Annotated in this window: 25 protein-coding genes and 2 riboswitches; of the genes, 19 read left to right on the plus strand and 6 right to left on the minus strand. The window is 42.0% G+C overall.

Going from position 1 to position 22,088, the window contains the following annotated elements; translation table 11 throughout:
- The 8 genes from MK385_RS05165 (at position 1) to thiE (ending at position 6,298) form a co-directional block, all read left to right on the plus strand.
- The gene (locus MK385_RS05165; protein WP_268725457.1) at positions 1–669 is read left to right on the plus strand and encodes a TenA family protein; all 669 of its coding nucleotides are present in this window, start codon (positions 1–3) and stop codon (positions 667–669) included.
- A 123-nt stretch (positions 670–792) separates the two neighbouring features.
- Positions 793–881: riboswitch (TPP riboswitch) on the plus strand.
- Positions 882–1,040: 159 nt separating this feature from the next.
- The gene (locus MK385_RS05170; protein WP_000915275.1) at positions 1,041–1,601 is read left to right on the plus strand and encodes an ECF transporter S component; all 561 of its coding nucleotides are present in this window, start codon (positions 1,041–1,043) and stop codon (positions 1,599–1,601) included.
- A complete protein-coding gene (locus tag MK385_RS05175) occupies positions 1,602–2,987 on the plus strand; it encodes an ATP-binding cassette domain-containing protein (protein WP_268725458.1) in 1,386 nt (461 codons plus the stop codon).
- Position 2,988: 1 nt separating this feature from the next.
- On the plus strand, positions 2,989–3,639 hold the full coding sequence (locus tag MK385_RS05180) for an energy-coupling factor transporter transmembrane component T (RefSeq protein ID WP_268725459.1): 651 nt from the start codon (positions 2,989–2,991) through the stop codon (positions 3,637–3,639).
- 10 nt (positions 3,640–3,649) lie between these two features.
- Positions 3,650–4,342 (plus strand): thiaminase II, encoded by a 693-nt coding sequence (gene tenA / locus MK385_RS05185; RefSeq protein ID WP_268725460.1) that lies wholly within the window; start codon positions 3,650–3,652, stop codon positions 4,340–4,342.
- A gap of 3 nt (positions 4,343–4,345) precedes the next feature.
- Complete coding sequence (gene thiW, locus MK385_RS05190) at positions 4,346–4,870, plus strand: energy coupling factor transporter S component ThiW (protein ID WP_049504917.1); 525 nt, start codon at positions 4,346–4,348, stop codon at positions 4,868–4,870.
- Positions 4,870–5,673, plus strand: a complete 804-nt coding sequence (gene thiM / locus MK385_RS05195; RefSeq protein WP_268725461.1) for a hydroxyethylthiazole kinase — start codon at positions 4,870–4,872, stop codon at positions 5,671–5,673. The genes thiW and thiM overlap by 1 nt, the downstream gene beginning before the upstream one ends.
- Positions 5,666–6,298 (plus strand): thiamine phosphate synthase, encoded by a 633-nt coding sequence (gene thiE / locus MK385_RS05200; RefSeq protein WP_268725462.1) that lies wholly within the window; start codon positions 5,666–5,668, stop codon positions 6,296–6,298. The genes thiM and thiE overlap by 8 nt, the downstream gene beginning before the upstream one ends.
- Positions 6,299–6,345: 47 nt before the next feature.
- Here the strand turns inward: thiE and thiD are convergent, their stop codons facing one another.
- Positions 6,346–7,137: a bifunctional hydroxymethylpyrimidine kinase/phosphomethylpyrimidine kinase gene (gene thiD / locus MK385_RS05205; RefSeq protein ID WP_268725463.1), complete on the minus strand. Its 792-nt coding sequence runs from the start codon at positions 7,135–7,137 to the stop codon at positions 6,346–6,348.
- An 83-nt stretch (positions 7,138–7,220) separates the two neighbouring features.
- Positions 7,221–7,319: riboswitch (TPP riboswitch) on the minus strand.
- Positions 7,320–7,502: 183 nt separating this feature from the next.
- Between thiD and MK385_RS05210 the strand changes: the two genes are divergently transcribed.
- The 7 genes from MK385_RS05210 (at position 7,503) to manA (ending at position 14,665) form a co-directional block, all read left to right on the plus strand.
- A complete protein-coding gene (locus tag MK385_RS05210; RefSeq protein ID WP_268725628.1) occupies positions 7,503–7,898 on the plus strand; it encodes a CopY/TcrY family copper transport repressor in 396 nt (131 codons plus the stop codon).
- Between the two features lie 10 nt (positions 7,899–7,908).
- On the plus strand, positions 7,909–8,280 hold the full coding sequence (locus MK385_RS05215; RefSeq protein ID WP_061852751.1) for a cupredoxin domain-containing protein: 372 nt from the start codon (positions 7,909–7,911) through the stop codon (positions 8,278–8,280).
- A gap of 9 nt (positions 8,281–8,289) precedes the next feature.
- Positions 8,290–10,533 carry a heavy metal translocating P-type ATPase gene (locus MK385_RS05220; RefSeq protein WP_268725464.1) on the plus strand — a complete coding sequence of 748 codons (2,244 nt, stop codon included), beginning with the start codon at positions 8,290–8,292 and terminating at the stop codon, positions 10,531–10,533.
- Positions 10,534–10,745: 212 nt separating this feature from the next.
- Positions 10,746–12,521: a pyruvate oxidase gene (spxB, locus tag MK385_RS05225; protein ID WP_000191815.1), complete on the plus strand. Its 1,776-nt coding sequence runs from the start codon at positions 10,746–10,748 to the stop codon at positions 12,519–12,521.
- Between the two features lie 109 nt (positions 12,522–12,630).
- A complete protein-coding gene (locus tag MK385_RS05230) occupies positions 12,631–12,978 on the plus strand; it encodes a VOC family protein (RefSeq protein ID WP_268725465.1) in 348 nt (115 codons plus the stop codon).
- Between the two features lie 219 nt (positions 12,979–13,197).
- Positions 13,198–13,458, plus strand: coding sequence for a SemiSWEET family transporter (locus MK385_RS05235; RefSeq protein ID WP_001291473.1), 261 nt, complete (start codon positions 13,198–13,200; stop codon positions 13,456–13,458).
- A gap of 262 nt (positions 13,459–13,720) precedes the next feature.
- Entirely contained in the window at positions 13,721–14,665 is a 945-nt protein-coding gene (gene manA, locus MK385_RS05240; protein ID WP_268725466.1) for a mannose-6-phosphate isomerase, class I, read from the plus strand.
- Positions 14,666–14,705: 40 nt separating this feature from the next.
- On the opposite strand, the gene MK385_RS05245 is transcribed toward manA, so the two are convergent.
- On the minus strand, positions 14,706–16,046 hold the full coding sequence (locus tag MK385_RS05245; protein ID WP_268725467.1) for a sodium-dependent transporter: 1,341 nt from the start codon (positions 16,044–16,046) through the stop codon (positions 14,706–14,708).
- Positions 16,047–16,299: 253 nt separating this feature from the next.
- Here MK385_RS05245 and MK385_RS05250 point away from each other — a divergent pair, with 253 nt between their 5' ends.
- Complete coding sequence (locus MK385_RS05250; RefSeq protein ID WP_268725468.1) at positions 16,300–17,040, plus strand: MerR family transcriptional regulator; 741 nt, start codon at positions 16,300–16,302, stop codon at positions 17,038–17,040.
- A gap of 28 nt (positions 17,041–17,068) precedes the next feature.
- Here MK385_RS05250 and MK385_RS05255 read toward each other — a convergent pair whose 3' ends face one another.
- From MK385_RS05255 to MK385_RS05270, 4 genes are all read right to left on the minus strand, one after another.
- Positions 17,069–17,425 carry an 8-oxo-dGTP diphosphatase gene (locus MK385_RS05255; RefSeq protein WP_268725629.1) on the minus strand — a complete coding sequence of 119 codons (357 nt, stop codon included), beginning with the start codon at positions 17,423–17,425 and terminating at the stop codon, positions 17,069–17,071.
- 109 nt (positions 17,426–17,534) lie between these two features.
- Positions 17,535–18,056 (minus strand): DUF1697 domain-containing protein, encoded by a 522-nt coding sequence (locus MK385_RS05260; protein ID WP_042767777.1) that lies wholly within the window; start codon positions 18,054–18,056, stop codon positions 17,535–17,537.
- Positions 18,057–18,069: 13 nt separating this feature from the next.
- On the minus strand, positions 18,070–19,251 hold the full coding sequence (locus MK385_RS05265; RefSeq protein WP_268725469.1) for a BaiN/RdsA family NAD(P)/FAD-dependent oxidoreductase: 1,182 nt from the start codon (positions 19,249–19,251) through the stop codon (positions 18,070–18,072).
- A gap of 57 nt (positions 19,252–19,308) precedes the next feature.
- The gene (locus tag MK385_RS05270) at positions 19,309–20,154 is read right to left on the minus strand and encodes a DegV family protein (RefSeq protein ID WP_268725470.1); all 846 of its coding nucleotides are present in this window, start codon (positions 20,152–20,154) and stop codon (positions 19,309–19,311) included.
- Between the two features lie 124 nt (positions 20,155–20,278).
- Here MK385_RS05270 and MK385_RS05275 point away from each other — a divergent pair, with 124 nt between their 5' ends.
- The 3 genes from MK385_RS05275 (at position 20,279) to upp (ending at position 22,040) form a co-directional block, all read left to right on the plus strand.
- The gene (locus MK385_RS05275; RefSeq protein ID WP_000003897.1) at positions 20,279–20,836 is read left to right on the plus strand and encodes a TetR/AcrR family transcriptional regulator; all 558 of its coding nucleotides are present in this window, start codon (positions 20,279–20,281) and stop codon (positions 20,834–20,836) included.
- Positions 20,837–20,854: 18 nt separating this feature from the next.
- On the plus strand, positions 20,855–21,322 hold the full coding sequence (locus tag MK385_RS05280) for a deoxycytidylate deaminase (protein ID WP_268725471.1): 468 nt from the start codon (positions 20,855–20,857) through the stop codon (positions 21,320–21,322).
- Positions 21,323–21,410: 88 nt separating this feature from the next.
- Positions 21,411–22,040, plus strand: coding sequence for a uracil phosphoribosyltransferase (gene upp, locus MK385_RS05285; RefSeq protein ID WP_000515974.1), 630 nt, complete (start codon positions 21,411–21,413; stop codon positions 22,038–22,040).
- Positions 22,041–22,088: the final 48 nt, after the last annotated feature.

The following is a 22,088-nucleotide window of genomic DNA, read 5'->3' on the forward strand; positions in this document are numbered from 1 at the left end:
ATGGAAACACAAGACTATGCATTTCAGCCAGGTTTGACCGTTGGAGAATTATTAAAAAGCAGTCAGAAGGATTGGCAGGCTGCAATCAATCATCGTTTTGTTAAGGAACTTTTTGCGGGGACAATTGAGAATAAGGTCTTAAAAGACTACCTGATTCAAGATTATCATTTCTTTGATGCTTTCCTATCCATGCTGGGAGCTTGTGTAGCCCACGCAGACCAGCTTGAATCCAAACTTCGTTTTGCCAAGCAACTAGGCTTTCTTGAAGCAGATGAAGATGGTTATTTCCAAAAGGCCTTCAAAGAGTTAAATGTAGCAGAGCATGATTATCTAGAAGTGACCTTGCACCCTGTAACAAAAGCGTTTCAGGAGCTAATGTATTCTGCTGTGGCTTCATCAGACTATGCTCATCTTTTGGTTATGCTGGTCATTGCAGAAGGCCTCTATTTAGACTGGGGTTCTAAAGATTTGGCTCTACCTGAAGCCTATATTCATTTAGAATGGATCAATCTCCACAGAGGTCCTTTCTTTACAGAGTGGGTTCAATTTCTGGTTGACGAACTCAATCGTGTCGGGAAAGGTCGAGAAGATTTGACAGAACTTCAGCAACGCTGGAATCAAGCAGTTGCTTTAGAATTAGCCTTTTTTGATATCGGTTATGAATTATAGAACAGATTCAATACTTTTATGTAGATTAAAAGAATGAACAAACAAACTATATAAATATATTTTCCGGTCAAATATCTTGCTAGGGCTTTCAATTTCTGTTATACTGGTTCAGTAATAAAATAATAAAGACATTTGGGGTGCTTTAGGCTGAGATGATACCCATTGAACCTGATACAGTTAATACTGGCGAAGGGAAATGTGAAAAGGTTTTTTTCGTATGTCGAAAAGGACTGTCTAATCTTGTAAGCTAAACTCTAATTCTCGTTTGTAATTGGAGTTTTTTTGTTTATCAAAAGAGGATAGGCTTGACGGCAAGCCTTTTGGTAGCTCACCTTGAATGCCCCACTTTTCTTTAAAAAAAGGAGTTTTTTATGTTGAAAAAATGGCAATTAAAAGATGTTATCTTACTTGCTTTCTTGTCTATCTTTTTTGGTGGCGTTTTTGTGGGGTCAGGCTATCTGTTTGATATCCTCACCCTGATCTTGGCCCCTCTTGGTTTGCAGGCCTTTGCCAATGAAATCCTCTTTGGTCTCTGGTGTATGGCTGCGCCCATTGCTGCCATCTTTGTTCCAAGAGTGGGAAGCGCAACGATTGGAGAAGTGCTTGCTGCGCTTGCTGAAGTCCTTTATGGTAGTCAATTCGGTCTAGGTGCCCTTTTGTCTGGCTTGGTTCAAGGTTTGGGAAGTGAACTTGGTTTTATCGTAACCAAGAATCGCTATGAAAGTTGGCTCTCTCTAACTGCTAATAGTATTGGGATTACGCTTGTTAGTTTTGTCTATGAATACATTAAGTTAGGTTACTACGCCTTCTCCCTTCCTTTTGTCCTTTCCTTGCTTGTGGTGCGCTTTATTTCTGTCTTTTTCTTCTGTACCATCTTGGTTCGTGCCATTGTCAAACTTTATCATCAGTTTGCAGCTGGGGGAAAGGCATAGATGGGGCTGGAATTACGGGAGATTCAGTCCCCAATCTTTTCGGAACCGATTGATTTTACTTTTCATGCGCAAGCCTTCACTTTGTTAGTTGGGAGCAGTGGTTCAGGAAAATCGAGTCTCTTTCAAATGATTGCCCAAGTCAGTTCTCTTCCCTATAGTGGTCAAGTCCTGATAGATGGGAGCGAGGTCAGTCAGCTTTCTATCGTCGACCGTGTCCAGACAGTTGGCATTCTCTTTCAAAATCCCAATCATCAATTTACCATGGAGAACTTGTTTGAGGAGCTGATTTTTACCCTGGAGAATATCGGCCATCCTGTTCAAGAGATTGATTCTAAAATAGCAGAGGTGGTTGGGCAATGTCGTTGCGAGACAATCTTGCAGCGTCCCATTCATCACCTATCAGGTGGGGAAAAGCAAAAGGCTGCGCTAGCTGTCCTCTTTGCTATGAATCCTAGGGTCTATCTCTTGGATGAGCCCTTTGCTTCTATTGACCGCAAGAGCAGAATCGAGATATTGGAGATTCTAAAAGAGTTGGCTCTTGATGGGAAGACAGTCATCCTGTGTGACCATGATTTATCAGACTATGAAGCCTATATCGACCATATGGTGGAGCTAAGAGACGGCCAGTTAAGGGAGGTGTTTCAAATCCCTACCTCTGAGATGACACAGGTTTCTTCAAAGAATGTTGCTTCTAGCCCGGAATTGTTCCATATGGATAGAACGACTTGTGAGCTGGATAAGCGTCCCCTCTTTTCAATTGCGGATTTTACATTTTACCAAGGGATTTCCTGTATCTTGGGTGACAATGGTGTCGGGAAATCAACCCTCTTTCGATCTATTCTTCAATTTCAAAAGTATGAGGGGCGCATTACTTGGAAGGGGAAAATCCTGAAAAAGAAAAAGAGCCTGTATCGTGACTTAACGGGTGTTGTTCAGGAAGCTGAGAAGCAGTTTATCCGAGTCAGTCTGCGAGAGGAACTGCAATTAGATAGCTCAGACACTGAAAGAAATCAGCGGATTCTCCAAGCTCTAGGATATTTTAATCTGGAGCAGGCTCTTGATAAGAGTCCCTATCAATTAAGTGGTGGCCAGCAAAAGATTCTTCAGCTCTTGACCATCTTGACTAGTAAGGCCTCTGTGATCTTGCTAGATGAACCTTTTGCCGGTTTGGATGATAGAGCTTGCCATTATTTTTGTCAGTGGATTGTGGAGGAGAGCAATCAAGGAAGAAGTTTTCTGATCATTAGCCATCGTTTAGATCCCTTGATCTCTGTGGTTGATTATTGGATCGAGATGACTAGTGAGGGGCTCCGTCATATTAAAGACGTGACCATCAGCAAACCTCTCCCCTCTCTGAACAATGATACTCTAGGGGAGGTGAGGTAGTATGATCAAAGTAGCAACCAAGACACCAGTTATCAGCCTCTTCTTTCTAATTTTATCCTTGGAAACATCTTTCATTCCTTCGATTGCTCTGAATCTTTCGGTAGTCGCATTTTGCATCCTCTTTATGCTCTATTATCGTCGATTTAAGATGTTAGCTTGGATGTTCGTGCTCGCCATCTTACCATCTTTGGCCAACTACTGGGCAGTTCAGTTACATGGGGATACTTCGCAGGCAGTCATGCTTGGAACGAGGGCCTTTGTGACGGTTTGTATCGGTCTTGTCTTTGTTTCCAGTATTTCCTTAAAAGAGCTTCTCTTGTACTTGGCTCAAAAGGGGTTATCACGGTCTTGGGCCTATGCCTTGATTGTGGTATTCAATGCCTTTCCCCTCATTCAGCAAGAAATCAAATCCCTCAAGGAAGCTTGCTTATTGCGTGGTCAAGAACTGCATGTTTGGTCTCCCCTGATTTACAGTAAGGTTCTGATGACGGTTTTTAGATGGCGTCATCTTTACCTGAGAGCTCTTTCTGCGCACGGATATGACGAGCATGCACAGTTGGAGAATAGTTATCGGACTTTTTACATTTCTCAGAGGACAAAATTGATCTACCTACTTTTCTTTTTATTGCTTCAAACCAGTTTATTTCTATAAAGGAGTTATTATGGAATTTACAGATATTGCGATGGAATTATCCAAGGAAGCTTGGCAGGCTTCCTTTCAGCATCCCTTTGTTTTACAGTTACAAGAGGGAACGTTAGAACCTTCTATTTTCCGCTATTACCTGATTCAGGATGCCTACTATCTGAAGTCTTTTTCAGAAGCCTATCATCTCTTGGCTGATAAGACTTCCAACGAGGAGATGAAAAGACTCTTGAAACAAAATGCCCAGAGTCTAGTGGAGGGTGAATTATTTATCCGTCAACAATTTTTCAAGGAATTAGGAATCAGTGACCAGGAAATGGAGCGACATCCAATCGCTCCAACCTGTTATCATTACATTTCTCATATTTATCGTCAATTTGCAGAGTCAAACTTGGGCATTGCTTTTGCGAGTTTGCTCCCATGTCCTTGGTTATACCATGATTTGGGCAAGGCACTTAATCGCAAACCATCCCCGAATCCTCTTTATCAACAGTGGATTGAAACCTATATCACCGATGAGTTAGAACAGCAGATTAAAGAGGAAGAAGCCCTGGTCAATCAGCTCTATCGAGAAAGCAACGAGACGGACAAACAAAAAATGCTAGAGGCCTTCCATCGAAGTGTCCATATGGAAGCCAAGTTTTGGGAGATGGCTTACCAACATCAAACCTGGACAAGTGATTTGCAGTCCTTAGAAACCGAGAAGAAATAGAAAATGAGAAACCACCAACTACAAGTTCACAAATTAACCATTTTATCCATGATGATTGCCCTTGACGTAGTTCTTACACCCATCTTTCGAATTGAAGGAATGGCACCAATGTCCAGTGTAGTCAACATTCTTGCGGGAATCTTGATGGGGCCTGTTTATGCCTTGGTCATGGCAACAGTTACAGCCTTTATCCGTATGTCTACTCAAGGCATTCCGCCCTTGGCCCTCACTGGAGCTACCTTTGGAGCCCTCCTTGCAGGTCTCTTTTATAAGTACGGTCGAAAATTTCACTTCTCTGCCCTAGGAGAAATCTTGGGAACAGGGATTATCGGTTCTATTGTTTCCTATCCTGTCATGGTTCTCTTTACGGGATCTGCTGCCAAGCTCAGCTGGTTTATCTACACTCCTCGATTTTTCGGAGCAACCTTGATCGGTACAGCCATAGCTTTTCTTGCCTTTCGATTTTTAATCAAGCAGGAATTCTTTAAAAAAGTACAAGGATATTTCTTTGGTGAAAGGATAGACTGATGCAGGAATTTACAAATCCCTTTCCTCTAACCTCCAGCTCCTTAATTCACTGCATCACCAATGAGATTTCCTGTGAGATGCTGGCCAATGGGATTTTGGCTCTGGGATCTAAACCGGTCATGGCAGATGATTCCCGTGAGGTCCTTGATTTTACCAAACAAAGCCAAGCTCTCTTCATCAATTTGGGGCATTTGTCAGCTGAGAAGGAGAAAGCAATCCGCATGGCAGCTACTTATGCAGCTCAAGCTTGTCTCCCAATGGTAGTAGATGCAGTTGGCGTTGCGGCTTCCCCCATTCGTAAGGATCTAGTCACAGATCTTTTAGAATACAAGCCCACGGTCCTTAAAGGAAATATGTCTGAAATCCGAAGTCTTGTTGGCTTAAAACACCATGGAGTTGGAGTTGATGCGAGTGCTAAAGATCAAGAAACGGAGGATTTGCTTCAAGTTTTGAAAGACTGGTGTCAGACCTATTCTGGTATGTCATTCTTAGTCACTGGCCCCAAGGACCTCATCGTTTCAGAAAATCAGGTTGCAATATTGGGAAATGGCTGTGACGAATTAGACTGGATAACAGGGACAGGAGACTTGGTTGGAGCCTTGACAGCCGTTTTTCTTAGCCAAGGCAAGACTGCCTTTGAAGCTTCTTGTCTAGCGGTCTCTTATCTCAATATCGCTGCTGAGAGAATAGTTGTCCAAGGAATGGGATTAGAAGATTTTCGTTACCAAGTTCTCAATCAACTCTCTCTCCTAAAAAGAGATGAAAACTGGCTAGAAGCCATCAAAGGAGATTTTTATGAATAGAGAAGTACTTAAACTGTATCTAGTAACCAATCGCTACCAAGATTCCTTGGAAAACTTTCTTGAAAAAGTCGAGACGGCCTGCCGTTCAGGTGTTACTATTATCCAACTACGAGAAAAAAATCTCACTACCAATCAATACTATCAATTGGCAAAACAAGTCAAGGAAATAACAGATGCCTACCAGATACCCTTGATTATCGATGATCGGTTGGATGTCTGTCTTGCAGTCGATGCTGCAGGTCTGCATATCGGAGACGATGAACTACCAGTTTCGGTTGCCCGCAAAGTCCTAGGTCCTGAAAAAATCCTCGGTGTCACTGCTAAAACGGTAAAAAGAGCCCTCGAGGCAGAAGAAGCGGGTGCAGATTACTTGGGAACAGGAGCCATTTTCCCAACCACGACCAAGGAAAATGCTCCCATCACTCTGATTTCAACCTTGAAAACAATTTGCCAAACGGTCGCCATTCCAGTAGTTGCTATCGGAGGCCTGACATCAGAGAATATTGACCAACTTATCGGCACGGGTATAGCTGGAGTAGCTGTCGTACGTGATTTGATGCAGGCAGAAGATATTGAGACAAAAACGCAAGCCTTTTTAACAAAGCTGGATGACATGATTTCCTAATCAAAAACTCTCTAATTCCCTTAAAGTGGGAACTAGAGAGTTTTTTCTTAATCTTTAAAGCTTGTATGGTTGACTGGGCCAGAACCATGTCCGAGTTGAGGAGCGTCTTGGATGGCTTTTGTGATAAAGGCCTTGGCCTTATCAACTGCCTGGTAAAGGCTTCTGCCCTTGGCTAGTTCAGCCGTAATCACAGCAGCAAAGGTACAGCCAGTACCATGGGTGTGACAGGTTTGAATTCTTGGGCTTTCCCAGACAAATTGCTCCTCCTTGGTAAAAAGGAAATCCTTGGCACCACCTTCAAGATGGCCACCTTTGATAACAACGGACTGAGGACCAAATTCTTTTATAATCAGGCGACCAGCACGCTGCATGTCTTCTGGATCATGGATTGAAAAACCAACAATCTCTTCTGCCTCAGGAAGATTGGGCGTGATAATGGTCGCAAGGGGAAGCAGATTTGTTTTTAGGTAGTCTCTGGCACTGGAATCAATCAGGGTATCCCCACTCGTAGCGACCATAACAGGGTCAAGAACATAGGGACAGTCCAGCTTTTTAAGATAGGGTTGGATGATCTCCATGATCTCAGTAGTTGCCAACATCCCTGTTTTTACAGCCTGAGGCTTGATATCCGAAAAGACACTATCCAATTGAGCTTCCAGCATTTGGTTTGAGACGTGCTCGATTAATTGAACGCCTCTGGTATTTTGAGCGACAAGACTGGTCACAACGGCCATTCCATAGACATCTCTAGCTTGGAATGACTTTAAATCAGCCATAATGCCAGCACCGCCACTAGGGTCAGTCCCTGCAATAGTTAGAGCAACGGGTAAATAAGTCATCTAAAACCTCCCAACCAACTGAAGTTTGCATTCTTAAGAACAAGCTAGTCTGTTTGAGGAAAGCAATAGAAGACAAGTAGTCCTCATTATCATTTCCACTTCCATCAGCTAGCATTACCTAGATTGAGTCAAAGGGATCTAACAGTCGTTAATCTCAGCTTTACGCACCCCTAGTGGTTGTTTTCTTTTTTCTTCAGTATAGCATATTTTTATAGTTTATATAGTAAAATTTGACTGCAAATCTCTCGTTACATGATTAGAATTCTATTTTTCGAAAAAATAATAAAAATTATAGTTGACAAATGTAGATTTTGAGAGTATACTAATAACTGTAATCGACAAATGTAGATTTTGGAGGTGTGATGATGCAGATTTCAGATGCAGAATGGCAGGTCATGAAGATTATTTGGATGCAAGGAGAGCAGACCAGTACGGATTTGATCAGGGTTCTGGCGGAGCGGTTCGACTGGTCCAAGTCGACCATTCAAACTCTTTTGGCTCGTTTGGTTGAGAAAGAGTGTCTGACAAGGAAAAAAGAAGGCAAGTTCTTTGTCTATTCAGCCCTTTTAACTTTGGACCAAAGTCGGGATTTACTTGTCCAAGATATCAAGGACAAGGTTTGTTCTCGTAGGATTAAGAACTTGTTGGCTGATTTGATTGCTGAATGTGATTTTACTCAGGCTGACTTGGAAGACTTAGAAGCTGTGATTTCTGAGAAAAAAACCAGCGCAGTTGCGGAAGTCAAATGTAATTGTATGTAAAGGAGACATCATGTTAAATAGTATTGTAACCATTATTTGTATTGCCCTTATCGCGTTTATCTTGTTTTGGTTTTTCAAAAAGCCTGAAAAATCTGGACAAAAGGCCCAGCAAAAAAAGGGTTACCAAGAGATTCGAGTGGAAGTCAAAGGGGGCTATACGCCTGAGTTGATTATTCTTAAGAAATCAGTGCCAGCCCGTATCGTCTTTGACCGTAAGGACCCTTCACCTTGTTTGGATCAGATTGTTTTCCCAGATTTTGGAGTGCATGCGGACTTGCCTATGGGTGAAGAGTATGTAGTGGAAATCACACCTGAACAGGCTGGAGAGTATGGTTTCTCTTGTGGCATGAATATGATGCACGGCAAGATGATTGTAGAATAGGAGAATGATATGACTGAAATCGTAAAAGCAAGTCTTGAAAATGGTGTTCAAAAAATCCGTATCACGGCAGACAAAGGCTACCATCCAGCCCACATCCAGCTTCAAAAAGGAATTCCCGCTGAAATTACTTTTCATCGTACAACTCCTTCAAACTGTTACAAGGAAATTCTGTTTGAAGAAGAAGACATCTTGGAACCAATCGGCGTAGATGAAGAGAAGACAATTCGTTTTACACCTCAAGAGTTGGGTGAGCATGAATTCTCATGTGGTATGGAGATGCAAAAGGGAAGCTACACCGTAGTTGAGAAGACTCGAAAATCTCTATCCCTCCTACAGCGTTTTTGGATTACCAGTATCTTTACCCTGCCTCTTGTGATTATCATGATTGGGATGTCGACAGGAGGAATTAGTCACCAAGTCATGCGTTGGGGCACCTTTTTAGCTACAACACCTATCATGCTAGTAGCAGGTGGTCCATATATCCAAAGTGCTTGGGCTAGTTTTAAAAAGCACAATGCCAACATGGATACCTTGGTTGCTCTGGGAACTCTAGTGGCCTATTTCTATAGCTTAGTTGCCCTCTTCGCTGGTCTCCCCGTTTACTTTGAAAGTGCTGCATTTATCTTCTTCTTCGTTCTTTTGGGAGCCGTTTTTGAAGAAAAAATGAGGAAAAATACTTCCCAAGCTGTGGAGAAATTACTTGACTTGCAGGCTAAAACTGCAGAAGTCTTGCGTGATGATAGCTATGTTCAAATCCCCTTGGAGCAAGTCAAGGTAGGTGACCTGATTCGAGTGCGTCCCGGTGAAAAGATTGCGGTTGATGGGGTTGTAGTCGAAGGTGTTTCCAGTATTGATGAGTCTATGGTGACAGGTGAGAGCCTGCCGGTAGACAAAACAGTTGGAGATACCGTCATTGGCTCAACCATCAATAATAGCGGAACGCTTGTTTTTAAAGCAGAAAAAGTTGGTTCAGAGACTGTTTTGGCACAGATTGTGGACTTTGTGAAGAAAGCCCAGACCAGCCGAGCACCGATTCAGGATTTGACGGATAAGATTTCAGGGATTTTTGTACCAGCGGTTGTCATTTTAGGGATTGTGACCTTTTGGGTTTGGTTCGTCTTGCTCAGGGATAGTGTAGTCGTGCTTGGAGCGAGTTTTGTCTCTTCTCTTCTCTATGGAGTGGCTGTTTTGATTATCGCCTGCCCTTGTGCCTTGGGTCTTGCAACACCGACAGCTCTTATGGTGGGGACAGGTCGCAGTGCCAAGATGGGGGTTCTCCTCAAAAATGGAACGGTTCTACAGGAAATCCAGAAAGTTCAAACTATTGTCTTTGATAAGACCGGGACTTTGACGGAAGGGAAACCTGTGGTAACAGATATCATCGGCGACGAAGTAGAAGTGCTTGGATTGGCAGCCTCCTTGGAAGAAGCTTCCCAACACCCACTGGCTGAGGCCATTGTCAAGCGAGCGAGTGAAGCTGGACTTGAGATTCAAACTGTGGAAAATTTCCAAGCCTTGCACGGAAAAGGTGTCTCAGGGCAAATCAATGGAAAACAAGTTCTGCTTGGAAATGCTAAAATGCTGTATGGCATGAACATTTCTAGCACTTATCAAGAAAAACTAGAAGAACTAGAAAAAGAAGCTAAGACAGTTGTCTACTTGGCTGTTGACAATGAAATCAAAGGCTTGCTTGCCCTGCAAGATATCCCCAAGGAAAATGCCAAGCTAGCCATCAGTCAGCTGAAAAAACGTGGACTTAAAACAGTCATGCTGACAGGGGATAATGCTGGCGTGGCGCGTGCTATTGCCGATCAGATTGGAATCGAAGAGGTCATTGCAGGTGTCTTGCCAGAAGAAAAAGCCCATGAAATCCATAAACTACAATCAGCTGGAAAAGTAGCCTTTGTTGGTGATGGTATCAATGACGCTCCTGCCCTCAGCGTAGCAGATGTGGGGATTGCTATGGGAGCTGGAACAGATATTGCCATCGAGTCAGCAGATTTGGTGTTGACAACTAATAACCTCCTAGGAGTGGTTCGTGCCTTTGACATGAGCAAGAAAACCTTCAATCGAATTCTTCTCAATCTTTTCTGGGCCTTTATCTACAATGTCGCCGGAATTCCGATTGCAGCAGGAGTCTTTTCAGGAATTGGTCTCGTTCTCAATCCAGAACTGGCTGGTCTAGCCATGGCCTTTAGTTCTGTATCTGTATTAACCAGTTCACTCATGCTAAACTTTAGTAAAATAGACTAAAAGCGAGCTTGCTCGCTTTTTATTATAAAACAGTTACATAAAACGTTTTCAAACTGTACTGTAATAGAGAATAAAAACTTCTGAGCACATTCTTAGGAGACCCAAAACAAATGTGGTAAAGTAGTAGAGTAAAAATTTGCTGAAACGTTTCCAATTAGTATATGAAAACGGATTTATCAAGTTTTAAAAATATTTGAAGGAGAGTTATCATTATGACTCAAGGGAAAATTACTGCATCTGCAGCAATGCTCAACGTATTGAAAACATGGGGCGTAGACACAATCTACGGTATCCCATCAGGAACACTCAGCTCATTGATGGACGCTTTGGCTGAAGACAAAGATATCCGCTTCTTGCAAGTTCGCCACGAAGAAACAGGTGCTCTTGCAGCGGTTATGCAAGCTAAATTTGGCGGCTCAATCGGGGTTGCAGTTGGTTCAGGTGGTCCAGGTGCGACTCACTTGATTAACGGTGTTTACGATGCAGCTATGGATAACACTCCATTCCTTGCTATCCTTGGATCACGTCCGGTTAACGAATTGAACATGGATGCCTTCCAAGAATTGAACCAAAACCCAATGTACAACGGTATCGCTGTTTACAACAAACGTGTAGCTTACGCAGAGCAATTACCAAAAGTTATTGACGAAGCTTGCCGTGCTGCCGTTTCTAAAAAAGGTCCAGCCGTTGTTGAAATTCCAGTAAACTTTGGTTTCCAAGAAATTGACGAAAACTCATACTACGGATCAGGTTCATATGAGCGCTCATTCATCGCTCCAGCTTTGAACGAAGTTGAAATCGACAAAGCTGTTGAAATCTTGAACAATGCTGAACGTCCAGTGATCTACGCTGGTTACGGTGGTGTTAAAGCTGGTGAAGTAATCACTGAATTGTCACGTAAAATCAAAGCACCAATCATCACGACTGGTAAAAACTTTGAAGCTTTCGAATGGAACTATGAAGGTTTGACAGGTTCTGCTTACCGTGTTGGTTGGAAACCAGCCAACGAAGTAGTCTTTGAAGCAGACACTGTTCTCTTCCTAGGTTCAAACTTCCCATTTGCTGAAGTTTACGAAGCATTCAAAAACACTGAAAAATTCATCCAAGTGGATATCGATCCTTACAAACTTGGTAAACGCCATGCCCTTGACGCTTCAATCCTTGGTGATGCAGGTCAAGCAGCGAAAGCTATCCTTGATAAGGTAAACCCAGTTGAGTCTACTCCATGGTGGCGTGCAAACGTGAAGAACAACCAAAACTGGCGTGATTACATGAACAAACTCGAAGGTAAAACTGAGGGTGAATTGCAATTGTATCAAGTTTACAATGCAATCAACAAACATGCTGATCAAGACGCTATCTATTCAATCGACGTAGGTGACACTACTCAAACATCTACTCGTCACCTTCACATGACACCTAAGAACATGTGGCGTACATCTCCACTCTTTGCGACAATGGGTATTGCCCTTCCTGGTGGTATCGCTGCTAAGAAAGACAATCCAAATCGCCAAGTATGGAACATCATGGGTGACGGTGCATTCAACATGTGCTACCCAGACGTTATCACAAACGTTCAATACGACCTTCCAGTTATCAACGTTGTCTTCTCAAATGGTAAATATGCCTTCATCAAGGACAAATACGAAGACACAAACAAACACTTGTTTGGTTGTGACTTCCCTAATGCTGACTATGCGAAAATCGCTGAAGCGCAAGGTGCTGTAGGATTTACAGTTGACCGTATCGAAGATATCGATGCAGTTGTTGCAGAAGCTGTTAAATTGAACAAAGAAGGTAAAACTGTTGTGATCGATGCTCGCATCTCTCAACATCGTCCACTTCCAGTAGAAGTACTTGAATTGGATCCAAAACAACACTCAGAAGAAGCAATCAAAGCCTTCAAGGAAAAATACGAAGCAGAAGAGCTCGTACCATTCCGTCTCTTCTTGGAAGAAGAAGGATTGCAATCACGCGCAATCAAATAATTCCTCTCGTCGAAAATCAAATGTAAACTTTGTAGATTTTATTCTTTGATTTTCTAGAGTCGAACTTGAAAAGATCGGAGCAATCCGGTCTTTTTGTGGAGGATAACAAATGAATTTAAATCAATTAGATATTATCGTTTCAGATATTCCCCAAGTCTGTGCTGACTTGGAGCGTATTTTGGATAAAAAGTCCGATTATGTTGATGACAGTTTTGCTCAGTTTACGATTGGCAGTCATTGTCTTATGTTGTCCCAAAATCATTTGATTCCTTTGAACAATTTTCAGTCAGGAATCATTCTTCACATCGAGGTTGAGGATTTAGAGCAGAATTACCAACGATTGAAAGAAATTGGTGTCGAGATTTTAAACGGTCCGGCTGTAACTGATTGGGGAACGGAATCGCTACTAGTTAAAGGCCCTGCTGGTTTAGTGATTGATTTTTATCGTATGAAATAGGGCGCGTAGTCATTTGACGTTAACCTTCACTATTTTTACAACAGAAACTGAGAACATGAACTATTGAAAAGATCGGAGCAATCCGGTCTTTTTCTGTTTCCTCTTTCTTATCACAAGATTGTGATAGTTTACATCTTCATAACAAAAGCTTCAAAGTCTTGATTGTTTTGAAAAAAGATTATAAAATATGATTCATAAAAAATGAAAGAGGCTTTGGAAATGTCTGAAAAACAAATGAAAATTTTGGGTTGGGTAGCGACCTTCATGTCCGTTATGATGTATGTCTCTTACTTCCCACAAATCATGAACAACCTGGCTGGTCAAAAAGGAAACTTCATCCAACCCTTGGTCGCAGCCATCAACTGTAGTCTTTGGGTTTACTACGGTCTTTTCAAAAAGGAAAGAGATATTCCACTTGCAGCTGCTAATGCACCGGGTATCGTCTTTGGTCTAGTAACGGCTATTACGGCGTTGATTTAAAAAGAAGACTGGTTTCAGTCTTTTTTTGTACATAAAAATAGATTCTCAAGTACAAGTAAAGGAAGTCTAATGAGAGCTGAGGAGAATAGCCGTTGATAACGAGTTTTCTGAGTGCTGCTTTAGAGGTTCCTCCATCAAGTAAAAGATTATTTCGTTACTATTTTTATAAAATCTTCTCCCTACTTTATAATGTGTGAAAAAGAGTTCAATTAGACCTGGCTTTTTGCTATAATGAGGTGAGAAAAACAGATAGGAGAATAAGATGTCAGAACCATTATTTTTACAATCAGTTATGCAAGAAAAAATCTGGGGTGGAACCAAGCTACGTGATGAGTTTGGCTATGACATTCCAAGTGAAAAAATCGGAGAATACTGGGCTATTTCAGCCCACCCAAATGGAGTTTCTAAGGTAGCCAATGGGCGCTTTGAGGGAACAGACCTAGCTACTTTATATGCGGAACACCGTGAATTGTTTGGCAATCGTCCAGAGCCCGTATTTCCACTGTTGACCAAAATTCTGGATGCCAACGACTGGCTCAGCGTCCAAGTTCATCCAGACGATGCTTACGGGCTCGAGCATGAAGGCGAACTTGGAAAAACAGAATGCTGGTATATCATCGCAGCAGACGAAGGTTCAGAGATTATCTATGGCCATAATGCCAAATCAAAAGAAGAACTCCGCCAGCAAATCGAGGACAAGAACTGGGATGACTTGTTGACAAAAGTGCCAGTTAAGGCTGGAGATTTCTTCTATGTACCAAGTGGAACTATGCACGCTATCGGCGCAGGTATCTTGATTCTTGAAACCCAGCAGTCTAGCGACACCACCTACCGTGTCTATGACTTTGATCGCAAGGACGACAAGGGCAACTTGCGTGAACTTCACCTTGAAAAATCCATCGATGTTTTAAATATTGGAGAACCTGCTAATAGCCGTCCTGTAACTATCAAAGCTGATAATTTACGCTCAACTCTTCTTGTGTCTAATGACTTCTTCGCAGTTTACAAGTGGGAAATTACTGGAAAAGTTGATTTTGAAAAGACAGCTGACTACAGCTTGTTCAGCGTCTTAGCTGGTCAAGGTCAACTGACTGTTGACGGAAAAAACTATCCAATCCAAAAAGGCAGCCACTTTATCCTACCAAGTGATGTTGAAGCTTGGACCTTGGAAGGGCAAGGTTTGGAATTGATTGTTAGTCATCCATAAAAAAGAAAGGGCCTGAGTTCACTACTCAAGTCCTTTTTGATTACATAAATTGGGCGATAAAAACCACTATGATGATAATAGGAATGATGAAACGAAGAAGGAAGAGCCAGACCTGGAAAAGTCCTTGTTTCCAGGCTCTTTCATCAAGATGGAGTTCCTCCTTAGCAAGAGCCTTTTTAAAGATGTAGCCTGTAAAGAGAGAAAGGCAGAGAGCTCCAAATGGCATGAGGAGATTGGAAACCAAGAAATCCATGGCGTCAAAGAAGGTCTTTCCAAAAATGTGAACATCTGCCATAACACCGTAAGAAAGGGCTGAAGGAATTCCAAAGACAAAGGTCAAGATTCCTAAAATAGCACTCCATTTAGCACGCTTGCGATTGTCCTGGTTGGTGATATTGCCCACATTGATTTCCAGCATAACGACAGAAGAAGTAACCGTCGCAAAGAGGAAGAGCAAGAGGAAAAGAATGTAGAAAATAGTTCCAAAAGGCATCTTGTCAAAGAGTTGAGGCAAGACGATAAAGAGCAGGCTTGGTCCCCCTTCAGACTGGATATTGAAGGCTGACATGGCTGGGAAAATGGCTAGACCTGCCATGATGGATACCGAGATGTTCATGGCTACGATGGAAATCCCTGACTGGACCAGATTGGTTTTCTTGTCCAAGTAGGATGCATAGGTCAGCATGGCTGTCACCCCTAGTGAGAGGGCAAAGAAAGATTGTCCCAGAGCATAGAGGAGACCAGCGCTAGTTAGTTTTGAAAAGTCTGGTTTGAGGAAGTAGAGAACCCCTTCCATGGCATTTGGCAAGCTGAGAGAGCGCCCGATGATGACGACAAAGATGATAAAGAGCAGTGGCATCATGACTTTCGAAGCTCTTTCAATCCCTTTTTGAACCCCACGTGATACAATAAAGATATTCAATAAGATAAAGGCTGCTTGAGCTCCTAGGGCAATGGCTGGATTTGAAATGATTGAAGTAAATAACTGAGCATAATCACCCGTACCGCCAAGCTGGAATAATTTCCCAAACTCAATACCTAGATAGACTAAAATCCATCCTCCGATAACACTGTAAAAGGAGAGTAGGATAAAGAGGGCAAAGGCACCAATCCAACCGATAAAGTTGTACTTGTTATTGTTGCCAAGTTTTCCAAAGGTTTTGATAGCGGAAACGCCAGCACTACGGCCAAGGGCAAATTCAGCCAGCAGGAGCGGGAAACCGATTAAAATGGTGGAAATGAGAAAGACTAGTAAAAAGCCCCCACCGCCATTAGCAGCAGTCATGTAGGGAAATTTCCAAACTGCTCCAAGTCCGATAGCTGAACCAGCAGATGCTAGAATAAAGCCTAGTTTCGAGCCCCATTGCGATTTTTCTGACATAGTTGAAACTCCAATCTCCTTTTTTAAAATAAGAAAAGGCTACTTGAGTTGTCAAATAGCCCTCTCTCAATGGCTCTCTATGAGCCTTCTGTTTGATTGATAGACTTGACTATCCTATCATGTTTTCTAAGGTCTGTCAAGAAAACCATTTTCAAGTTTTCACACCTTTCTCAAAAAGTTAAAAATTTTTCTCAAAAACGCTTGACTCTGACCTAAGGGGAGGGGTTATACTATTTCTTGTAAGGAGGAAATCATGTACCATATAAAAGAAGCTGCGCAGCTTTCAGGTGTCTCTGTCAAGACCCTGCACCACTACGATAAGATAGGGCTCTTGGTTCCCTTAAAGTCGGAAAACGGCTATCGAACCTACAGTCAGGAGGATTTGGAACGCCTTCAGGTTATTCTGTATTACAAATATCTAGGTTTTTCTTTAGAAAAAATAGCAGAGCTGTTAAAGGAAGAAAGGACAGATTTATTACCCCATTTGACCAGGCAGTTGGACTATCTAACTCGAGAAAGGCAACATCTGGATACCTTGATTTCCACCTTGCAAAAAACCATTCAAGAACAAAAAGGAGAAAGAAAAATGACGATTGAGGAAAAATTCACTGGATTTAGCTATCAAGACAATCAAAAATACCACCAAGAAGCGGTAGAGAAATATGGGCAAGAAGTCATGGATCAGGCCCTCGAACGCCAAAAAGGCCGCGAAGATGAGGCTACGGCCGCCTTTAACCAAGTTTTTCAAGCTTTAGCTCAAAACCTTAAAAATGGACTATCTGCAACAGCAGCTGAAAACCAAGAGCAAGCAGCTAAGCTCTTGCAAGCCATTCGCACTTATGGATTTGACTGCTCTATTGAGGTATTCGGTCATATCGGTAAAGGTTACGTCTACAACCCAGAGTTTAAGGAAAACATTGACAAGTTTGGTTCTGGAACAGCCCAGTACACATCAGATGTCATTGCTGCTTACGTTCAGACAAATGCAGAATAAATAGGCTAGGAATTTCCTAGCCTATTTTTTACTTCAAGTCATAAAGCCAGTCGTCACCGTCTTTATAGTAAAAGAATTCACTGAGATTCTCTTCTAAAAAAACACGAAGCATATCAGACATATCATCAGTAGCAAGTTTTAGATGAGATAGATTTTCAAAATCTTCCCACCAAACCTTCCCTTCGTATGAAGACTGGAGTTCACCAGTAAAGTGTTTTGTCTTGTAAAAAAGGACGACATAACGATAATCCTTGTCATCATACCAGTTTTTGATACCACAGAGTTGGGGTTTGGAAATGGTCAGACCAGTTTCTTCTTTCACTTCACGAATGACAGCTTCGACAAAGGATTCGCCACGTTCAACATGCCCACCAGGAAAAGTAATACCAGGTCAGTTAGGACTAACTCGGTCTTGAACCAGAACCTTGTCTCCGTTTTGAATCATACACATATTGACAAATTCGACTGTTTCGCATCTGTTCATATTGTTTTTCCTATTTTGTTAGTAACTTTTCCACGACGTTTAACTTTCGCATGGTCAGAACCACGCCAAACAATTTTTCAAGATAGTTGGTATTGAGCTTTTTTTGTTTTGCAGTTCTAGGAAGATAGAGGTAGAGACAGTAATCGCCTACACAGATTTCTTCCTCGCCGTAGTCAGTTTTCAATTTTTCTAGTGGCAGACTTTGGATAAGTCCTTGATAAAGAATTACATGCACACGATCATGAAGATAGTCTTCTTTAAATGGATTCTCATGAACAATCTTTTCAAAATCGTTCTTATTCTTGATAACCATTTTTAAGTCGGCCCCAATTTTTTCCTTTATCAAAGTATGAACGCGTTCTCGTATTTCTTCTAAATCTGAGTCACTCTCAAGAATGATATTCCCACTTTGAATATAGGTTCGAACGTGTTGAAAACCAGCTTCTGTCAAAATATCTACCAAATAAGACATTTTCGGGATAGCATTTTTTCCATTAGGAGTAACGCCTCTTAGTAAAATAATATGTTCCAAAGGACTTCCTTTCTTATTTGGTATTTATTGGATTGGAGCCTGCCACCCATCCGGTACAGAGGGCAGAAGTGATGTTAAAGCCACCCGTGTGGGCATTGATATCCAGTACCTCACCAGCAAAGTGGAGGCCGGGAACTAGCTTGCTTTCCAGAGTTTTAGGATTGATTTCCTTGAGACTGACACCGCCTTTGGTGACAAAGGACTTGGCAAGAGACATTTTTCCAGTTACAGGGATTTTGAGAGCCTTGATGGACTGGAGAAGTTGTTCGCGTTCCTTTTCAGTCAGTTGTTTGACTTTTTCAGGATAGCCTTGCACAAGAAATTCTGCCAAGCGTTCTGGAAGTAAAGTTTTTAAAGCATTTTTCAAGAATTTTTCCCGATTTTCTTCTAGAAATGCCACCAAGTCGCTCTCAGAAAGTTGAGGCAAAACATCGAGTGAGAGAACCTCTCCGCCCTTGACAAAGCTAGACATACGCAGAGCAGCAGGGCCCGACAAACCAAAGTGGGTAAAGAGCAGATCGTGAGTGATGACATGCTTACCATAGCTTAAGGTCACATCGTCTAGTGAAATCCCCTGAAGCGCTTTGTGTGGAAAATCAGTCAACAAAGGACTCTCAGCAGCCTCAAGCTCAGTAATGGTATGTTTAAAATGACGGGCGATCTCATGTCCAAAACCAGTCGAACCTGTAGAAGGATAGGATTTTCCGCCAGTTGTGACAATGAGTTTATCGCAAGTGAAGCTTTGGTCTGCGGACTTAAGGACAAACTGGTCGTCTATCTTTTTAACCGAAACAATTTCTGTTTGAGTAGCAACTTGACCACCGAGTTCAGTGATTTTCTTTTCTAGCGCCTCGATAATGGTCCGAGACTTGTCACTAGCAGGAAAGACGCGTCCGTGGTCCTCGACCTTGAGTTTAACACCATTTTCCGTAAAAAAGTTGATGATATCATGGTTATCAAACTGGGAAAAGACACTGTACAGAAAGCGTCCATTTCCAGGAATTCCAGCCAGAAGGTCATCTAAGCTTCCGTTGTTAGTTACATTGCAACGACCACCACCGGTACCAGCTAATTTTTTTCCGAGTTTGCGATTTTTTTCGATGAGAAGAGTTTTCTGACCATAAAAACTACTGGAAATCGTAGCCATCATGCCTGCAGGTCCACCACCGATAACAATAGTATCAAAATGTTTCATAGCTCTATTGTACCACAAAAAACAAGAGATGCTTGGCATCTCTTGTTGCTCATAATCTTAGTTGATTTCATATCCCATCAACAAACCGCCATCTTCTGCATAGAAACTGCAGAGACCAGACGTCGGGATGATTTTGATATTGGCTTGTGGGAAGGTTTCCAGCAAGCGTTCTGACAATTGCTGACAGAATTTTTCATTGCTACGATGAGCCATGACGATACGGCCACCAGCGTAGCCAGCCTTGATGAGTTCTTCATAGGCTGCTTGAAGGGATTTTTTTGGTCCACGCGCTTTTTGGAGTAGTTCTAGGGTTCCAGTTTCACTTGCTTCCCCAACCATACGGATGTTGAGGAGGCCAACGACTGTACCGATAAGCTTACTCAAACGGCCATTTTTTACCAAGTTATCAACCTTAGCAAGAACAAAGAGCAACTTTGTTTTTTCTTGGTAGGCTGTAATCGCTTCAACAATTTCCTCATAAGAAAGTCCTTGATCAATCAAACTATTGATTTTTTCGACAATCAAGTCAACCTCACCACCTGCAGACAATGTATCGATCACATGAATCTGAGTGTCAGGGTGTTCTTCAAGGTAGATGTTCTTAGCGAGCTGTGCACTATTATGACTACCTGAAAGAGTACCAGTGATAGTAACGACAAAGATATGCTTAGCACCTTCAAATGCACGCAGGTAATCATCAGGGCTAGGACAGGCTGATTTTGAAGCCTCAGAAGTCGCATACATTGTTTCCATCATGTGGTCAATGTCGAGATTGGCATTATCGATAAAGACCTGATCAGCTACTTGAATGGTTAAAGGAACACTCACAAATTCCGTATCAATAGCAGGAGTTGCCAGTTGACGATAATCACAACCAGAGTCAGCTACAATCTTCCAAGTCATAGAAATTCTCCATCTTTGTCACTTATACATTGACAAAGGTTCTGTCTTTTTTTACAATTATATCATGAAAGCCCTTGAAACAAAAGTACCACCTCTCTGTTGTCACAAGTAGAAAGAAATTGTTATGTCTGAACGTAAAATATCTGAAAAATCTCTTGAAAATCTCAGAAAATCAAATCAAGAATCCAATTTTTTAACCAGAGAAGCAATCGAGACGGCTCTTTTGCAACTTCTAGAGAAAAAAGACTTGGCCAAGATCAGCATTTCGGAGCTGGTCAAACGAGCGGGCGTCTCTCGTGCCGCCTTCTATCGTAACTATGACTCTAAAGAAGAAATTTTGGAAAGCGTCTTTAAACGTAGTGTTCATAATATCATGGAACAGCTCAGCCATTACGATGTCAAAACAGACCTTTATCTGGTCTGGGTACACCTTTTCCGCGCAGCCAAGAAAGAAGCCAAGGTTATCCAACTTGCTCTGGATTACCACTTGGAAAAGATTTTCGTACAAGCCATGCAGGAATTTCTGGAAAAATATCACGGAAAATCAAAAGGCGTCAGCAGCTACCTTCATTCCTTTTGGAGTTCTGCCATCGTATCGGTTCTGCTCAAATGGATCAAGGATGGCATGAAGGTTCCAGCTGAAAAGATTGCCGATTTACGCTTGCCATTTTTCAAAAAATAGGGGATAAGGAGAAGAATTATGACAGAAAAAAGACTGGCTTGGGATGAGTACTTTGCAGCCCAGGCCTTACTGATTGCCAATCGTTCGACCTGCAAACGTGCCAAGGTGGGAGCTGTCCTCGTTAAGGACAATAAAGTCATTTCAACTGGCTATAATGGTTCCGTATCAGGAACGGAGCACTGTATTGACCACGAATGTCTGGTCATTGAGGGTCACTGTGTTCGAACCCTTCACTCTGAGGTCAATGCTATTCTCCAGGGGGCTGAACGAGGGGTTCCTAGAGGATTTACAGCTTATGTAACTCATTTCCCTTGTTTAAATTGTACAAAACAACTCTTACAAGTCGGTTGTAAACGTGTAGTCTATATCAATCAGTATCGTATGGATGACTATGCCCAGTACCTTTATCAAGAAAAAGGCACCGAGTTGACCCATTTACCATTAGAGACTGTTCAGACAGCTCTTCAAGAGGCAGATTTGCTTTAAAAATTAATTAAAATAAATGGTTTAGAAAGCTTTTTAAACCGTTTTTTGATATAATAAGAAGAATAAATTGAAAGAAGGAACTCAGAAAATGGGAAAAATTGAAGTCATTAATCATCCACTCATTCAACACAAATTGTCTATCTTGCGTCGTACAGATACTTCTACAAAAGCTTTTCGTGAACTAGTAGATGAGATCGCAATGTTGATGGGATATGAAGTGCTTCGTGATCTTCCACTTGAAGACGTGGAAATCGAAACACCTATCACAAAGACCGTTCAAAAACAATTGGCTGGTAAAAAATTGGCGATTGTCCCAATCTTGCGTGCAGGTATCGGGATGGTAGATGGCCTCTTGAGCTTGGTTCCGGCAGCCAAAGTTGGTCATATCGGTATGTACCGTGATGAAGAAACCCTTCAACCAGTTGAATACTTGGTGAAATTACCTGAGGATATTGACCAACGTCAAATCTTTGTCGTTGATCCAATGTTGGCAACAGGTGGCTCAGCAATCTTGGCAGTAGATTCCCTTAAAAAACGTGGTGCTTCAAATATCAAGTTTGTCTGCCTAGTATCTGCTCCGGAAGGAGTGAAAGCCCTCCAAGAAGCACACCCAGATGTAGAAATTTTTACTGCGGCCTTGGATGAACGCTTGAACGAACACGGTTATATCGTTCCAGGTCTTGGAGATGCTGGAGACCGCTTGTTTGGTACTAAATAAAATTCCAAAGTAAATATTGAAACTAGAAGTTCGTTTTTGACTTGAAAG

Origin of the sequence: Streptococcus oralis (assembly GCF_026782125.1) — a bacterium.
GTDB classification, from domain to species: domain Bacteria; phylum Bacillota; class Bacilli; order Lactobacillales; family Streptococcaceae; genus Streptococcus; species Streptococcus oralis_CE.

Bases quoted from the DNA above. Each gene is read 5' to 3' on its own strand.
- MK385_RS05165 (WP_268725457.1), top strand. From the start codon at position 1: ATGGAAACACAAGACTATGCATTTCAGCCAGGTTTGACCGTTGGAGAA.
- MK385_RS05170 (WP_000915275.1), top strand. From the start codon at position 1,041: ATGTTGAAAAAATGGCAATTAAAAGATGTTATCTTACTTGCTTTCTTG.
- MK385_RS05175 (WP_268725458.1), top strand. From the start codon at position 1,602: ATGGGGCTGGAATTACGGGAGATTCAGTCCCCAATCTTTTCGGAACCG.
- MK385_RS05180 (WP_268725459.1), top strand. From the start codon at position 2,989: ATGATCAAAGTAGCAACCAAGACACCAGTTATCAGCCTCTTCTTTCTA.
- tenA (WP_268725460.1), top strand. From the start codon at position 3,650: ATGGAATTTACAGATATTGCGATGGAATTATCCAAGGAAGCTTGGCAG.
- thiW (WP_049504917.1), top strand. From the start codon at position 4,346: ATGAGAAACCACCAACTACAAGTTCACAAATTAACCATTTTATCCATG.
- thiM (WP_268725461.1), top strand. From the start codon at position 4,870: ATGCAGGAATTTACAAATCCCTTTCCTCTAACCTCCAGCTCCTTAATT.
- thiE (WP_268725462.1), top strand. From the start codon at position 5,666: ATGAATAGAGAAGTACTTAAACTGTATCTAGTAACCAATCGCTACCAA.
- thiD (WP_268725463.1), bottom strand. From the start codon at position 7,137: ATGACTTATTTACCCGTTGCTCTAACTATTGCAGGGACTGACCCTAGT.
- MK385_RS05210 (WP_268725628.1), top strand. From the start codon at position 7,503: ATGCAGATTTCAGATGCAGAATGGCAGGTCATGAAGATTATTTGGATG.
- MK385_RS05215 (WP_061852751.1), top strand. From the start codon at position 7,909: ATGTTAAATAGTATTGTAACCATTATTTGTATTGCCCTTATCGCGTTT.
- MK385_RS05220 (WP_268725464.1), top strand. From the start codon at position 8,290: ATGACTGAAATCGTAAAAGCAAGTCTTGAAAATGGTGTTCAAAAAATC.
- spxB (WP_000191815.1), top strand. From the start codon at position 10,746: ATGACTCAAGGGAAAATTACTGCATCTGCAGCAATGCTCAACGTATTG.
- MK385_RS05230 (WP_268725465.1), top strand. From the start codon at position 12,631: ATGAATTTAAATCAATTAGATATTATCGTTTCAGATATTCCCCAAGTC.
- MK385_RS05235 (WP_001291473.1), top strand. From the start codon at position 13,198: ATGTCTGAAAAACAAATGAAAATTTTGGGTTGGGTAGCGACCTTCATG.
- manA (WP_268725466.1), top strand. From the start codon at position 13,721: ATGTCAGAACCATTATTTTTACAATCAGTTATGCAAGAAAAAATCTGG.
- MK385_RS05245 (WP_268725467.1), bottom strand. From the start codon at position 16,046: ATGTCAGAAAAATCGCAATGGGGCTCGAAACTAGGCTTTATTCTAGCA.
- MK385_RS05250 (WP_268725468.1), top strand. From the start codon at position 16,300: ATGTACCATATAAAAGAAGCTGCGCAGCTTTCAGGTGTCTCTGTCAAG.
- MK385_RS05265 (WP_268725469.1), bottom strand. From the start codon at position 19,251: ATGAAACATTTTGATACTATTGTTATCGGTGGTGGACCTGCAGGCATG.
- MK385_RS05270 (WP_268725470.1), bottom strand. From the start codon at position 20,154: ATGACTTGGAAGATTGTAGCTGACTCTGGTTGTGATTATCGTCAACTG.
- MK385_RS05275 (WP_000003897.1), top strand. From the start codon at position 20,279: ATGTCTGAACGTAAAATATCTGAAAAATCTCTTGAAAATCTCAGAAAA.
- MK385_RS05280 (WP_268725471.1), top strand. From the start codon at position 20,855: ATGACAGAAAAAAGACTGGCTTGGGATGAGTACTTTGCAGCCCAGGCC.
- upp (WP_000515974.1), top strand. From the start codon at position 21,411: ATGGGAAAAATTGAAGTCATTAATCATCCACTCATTCAACACAAATTG.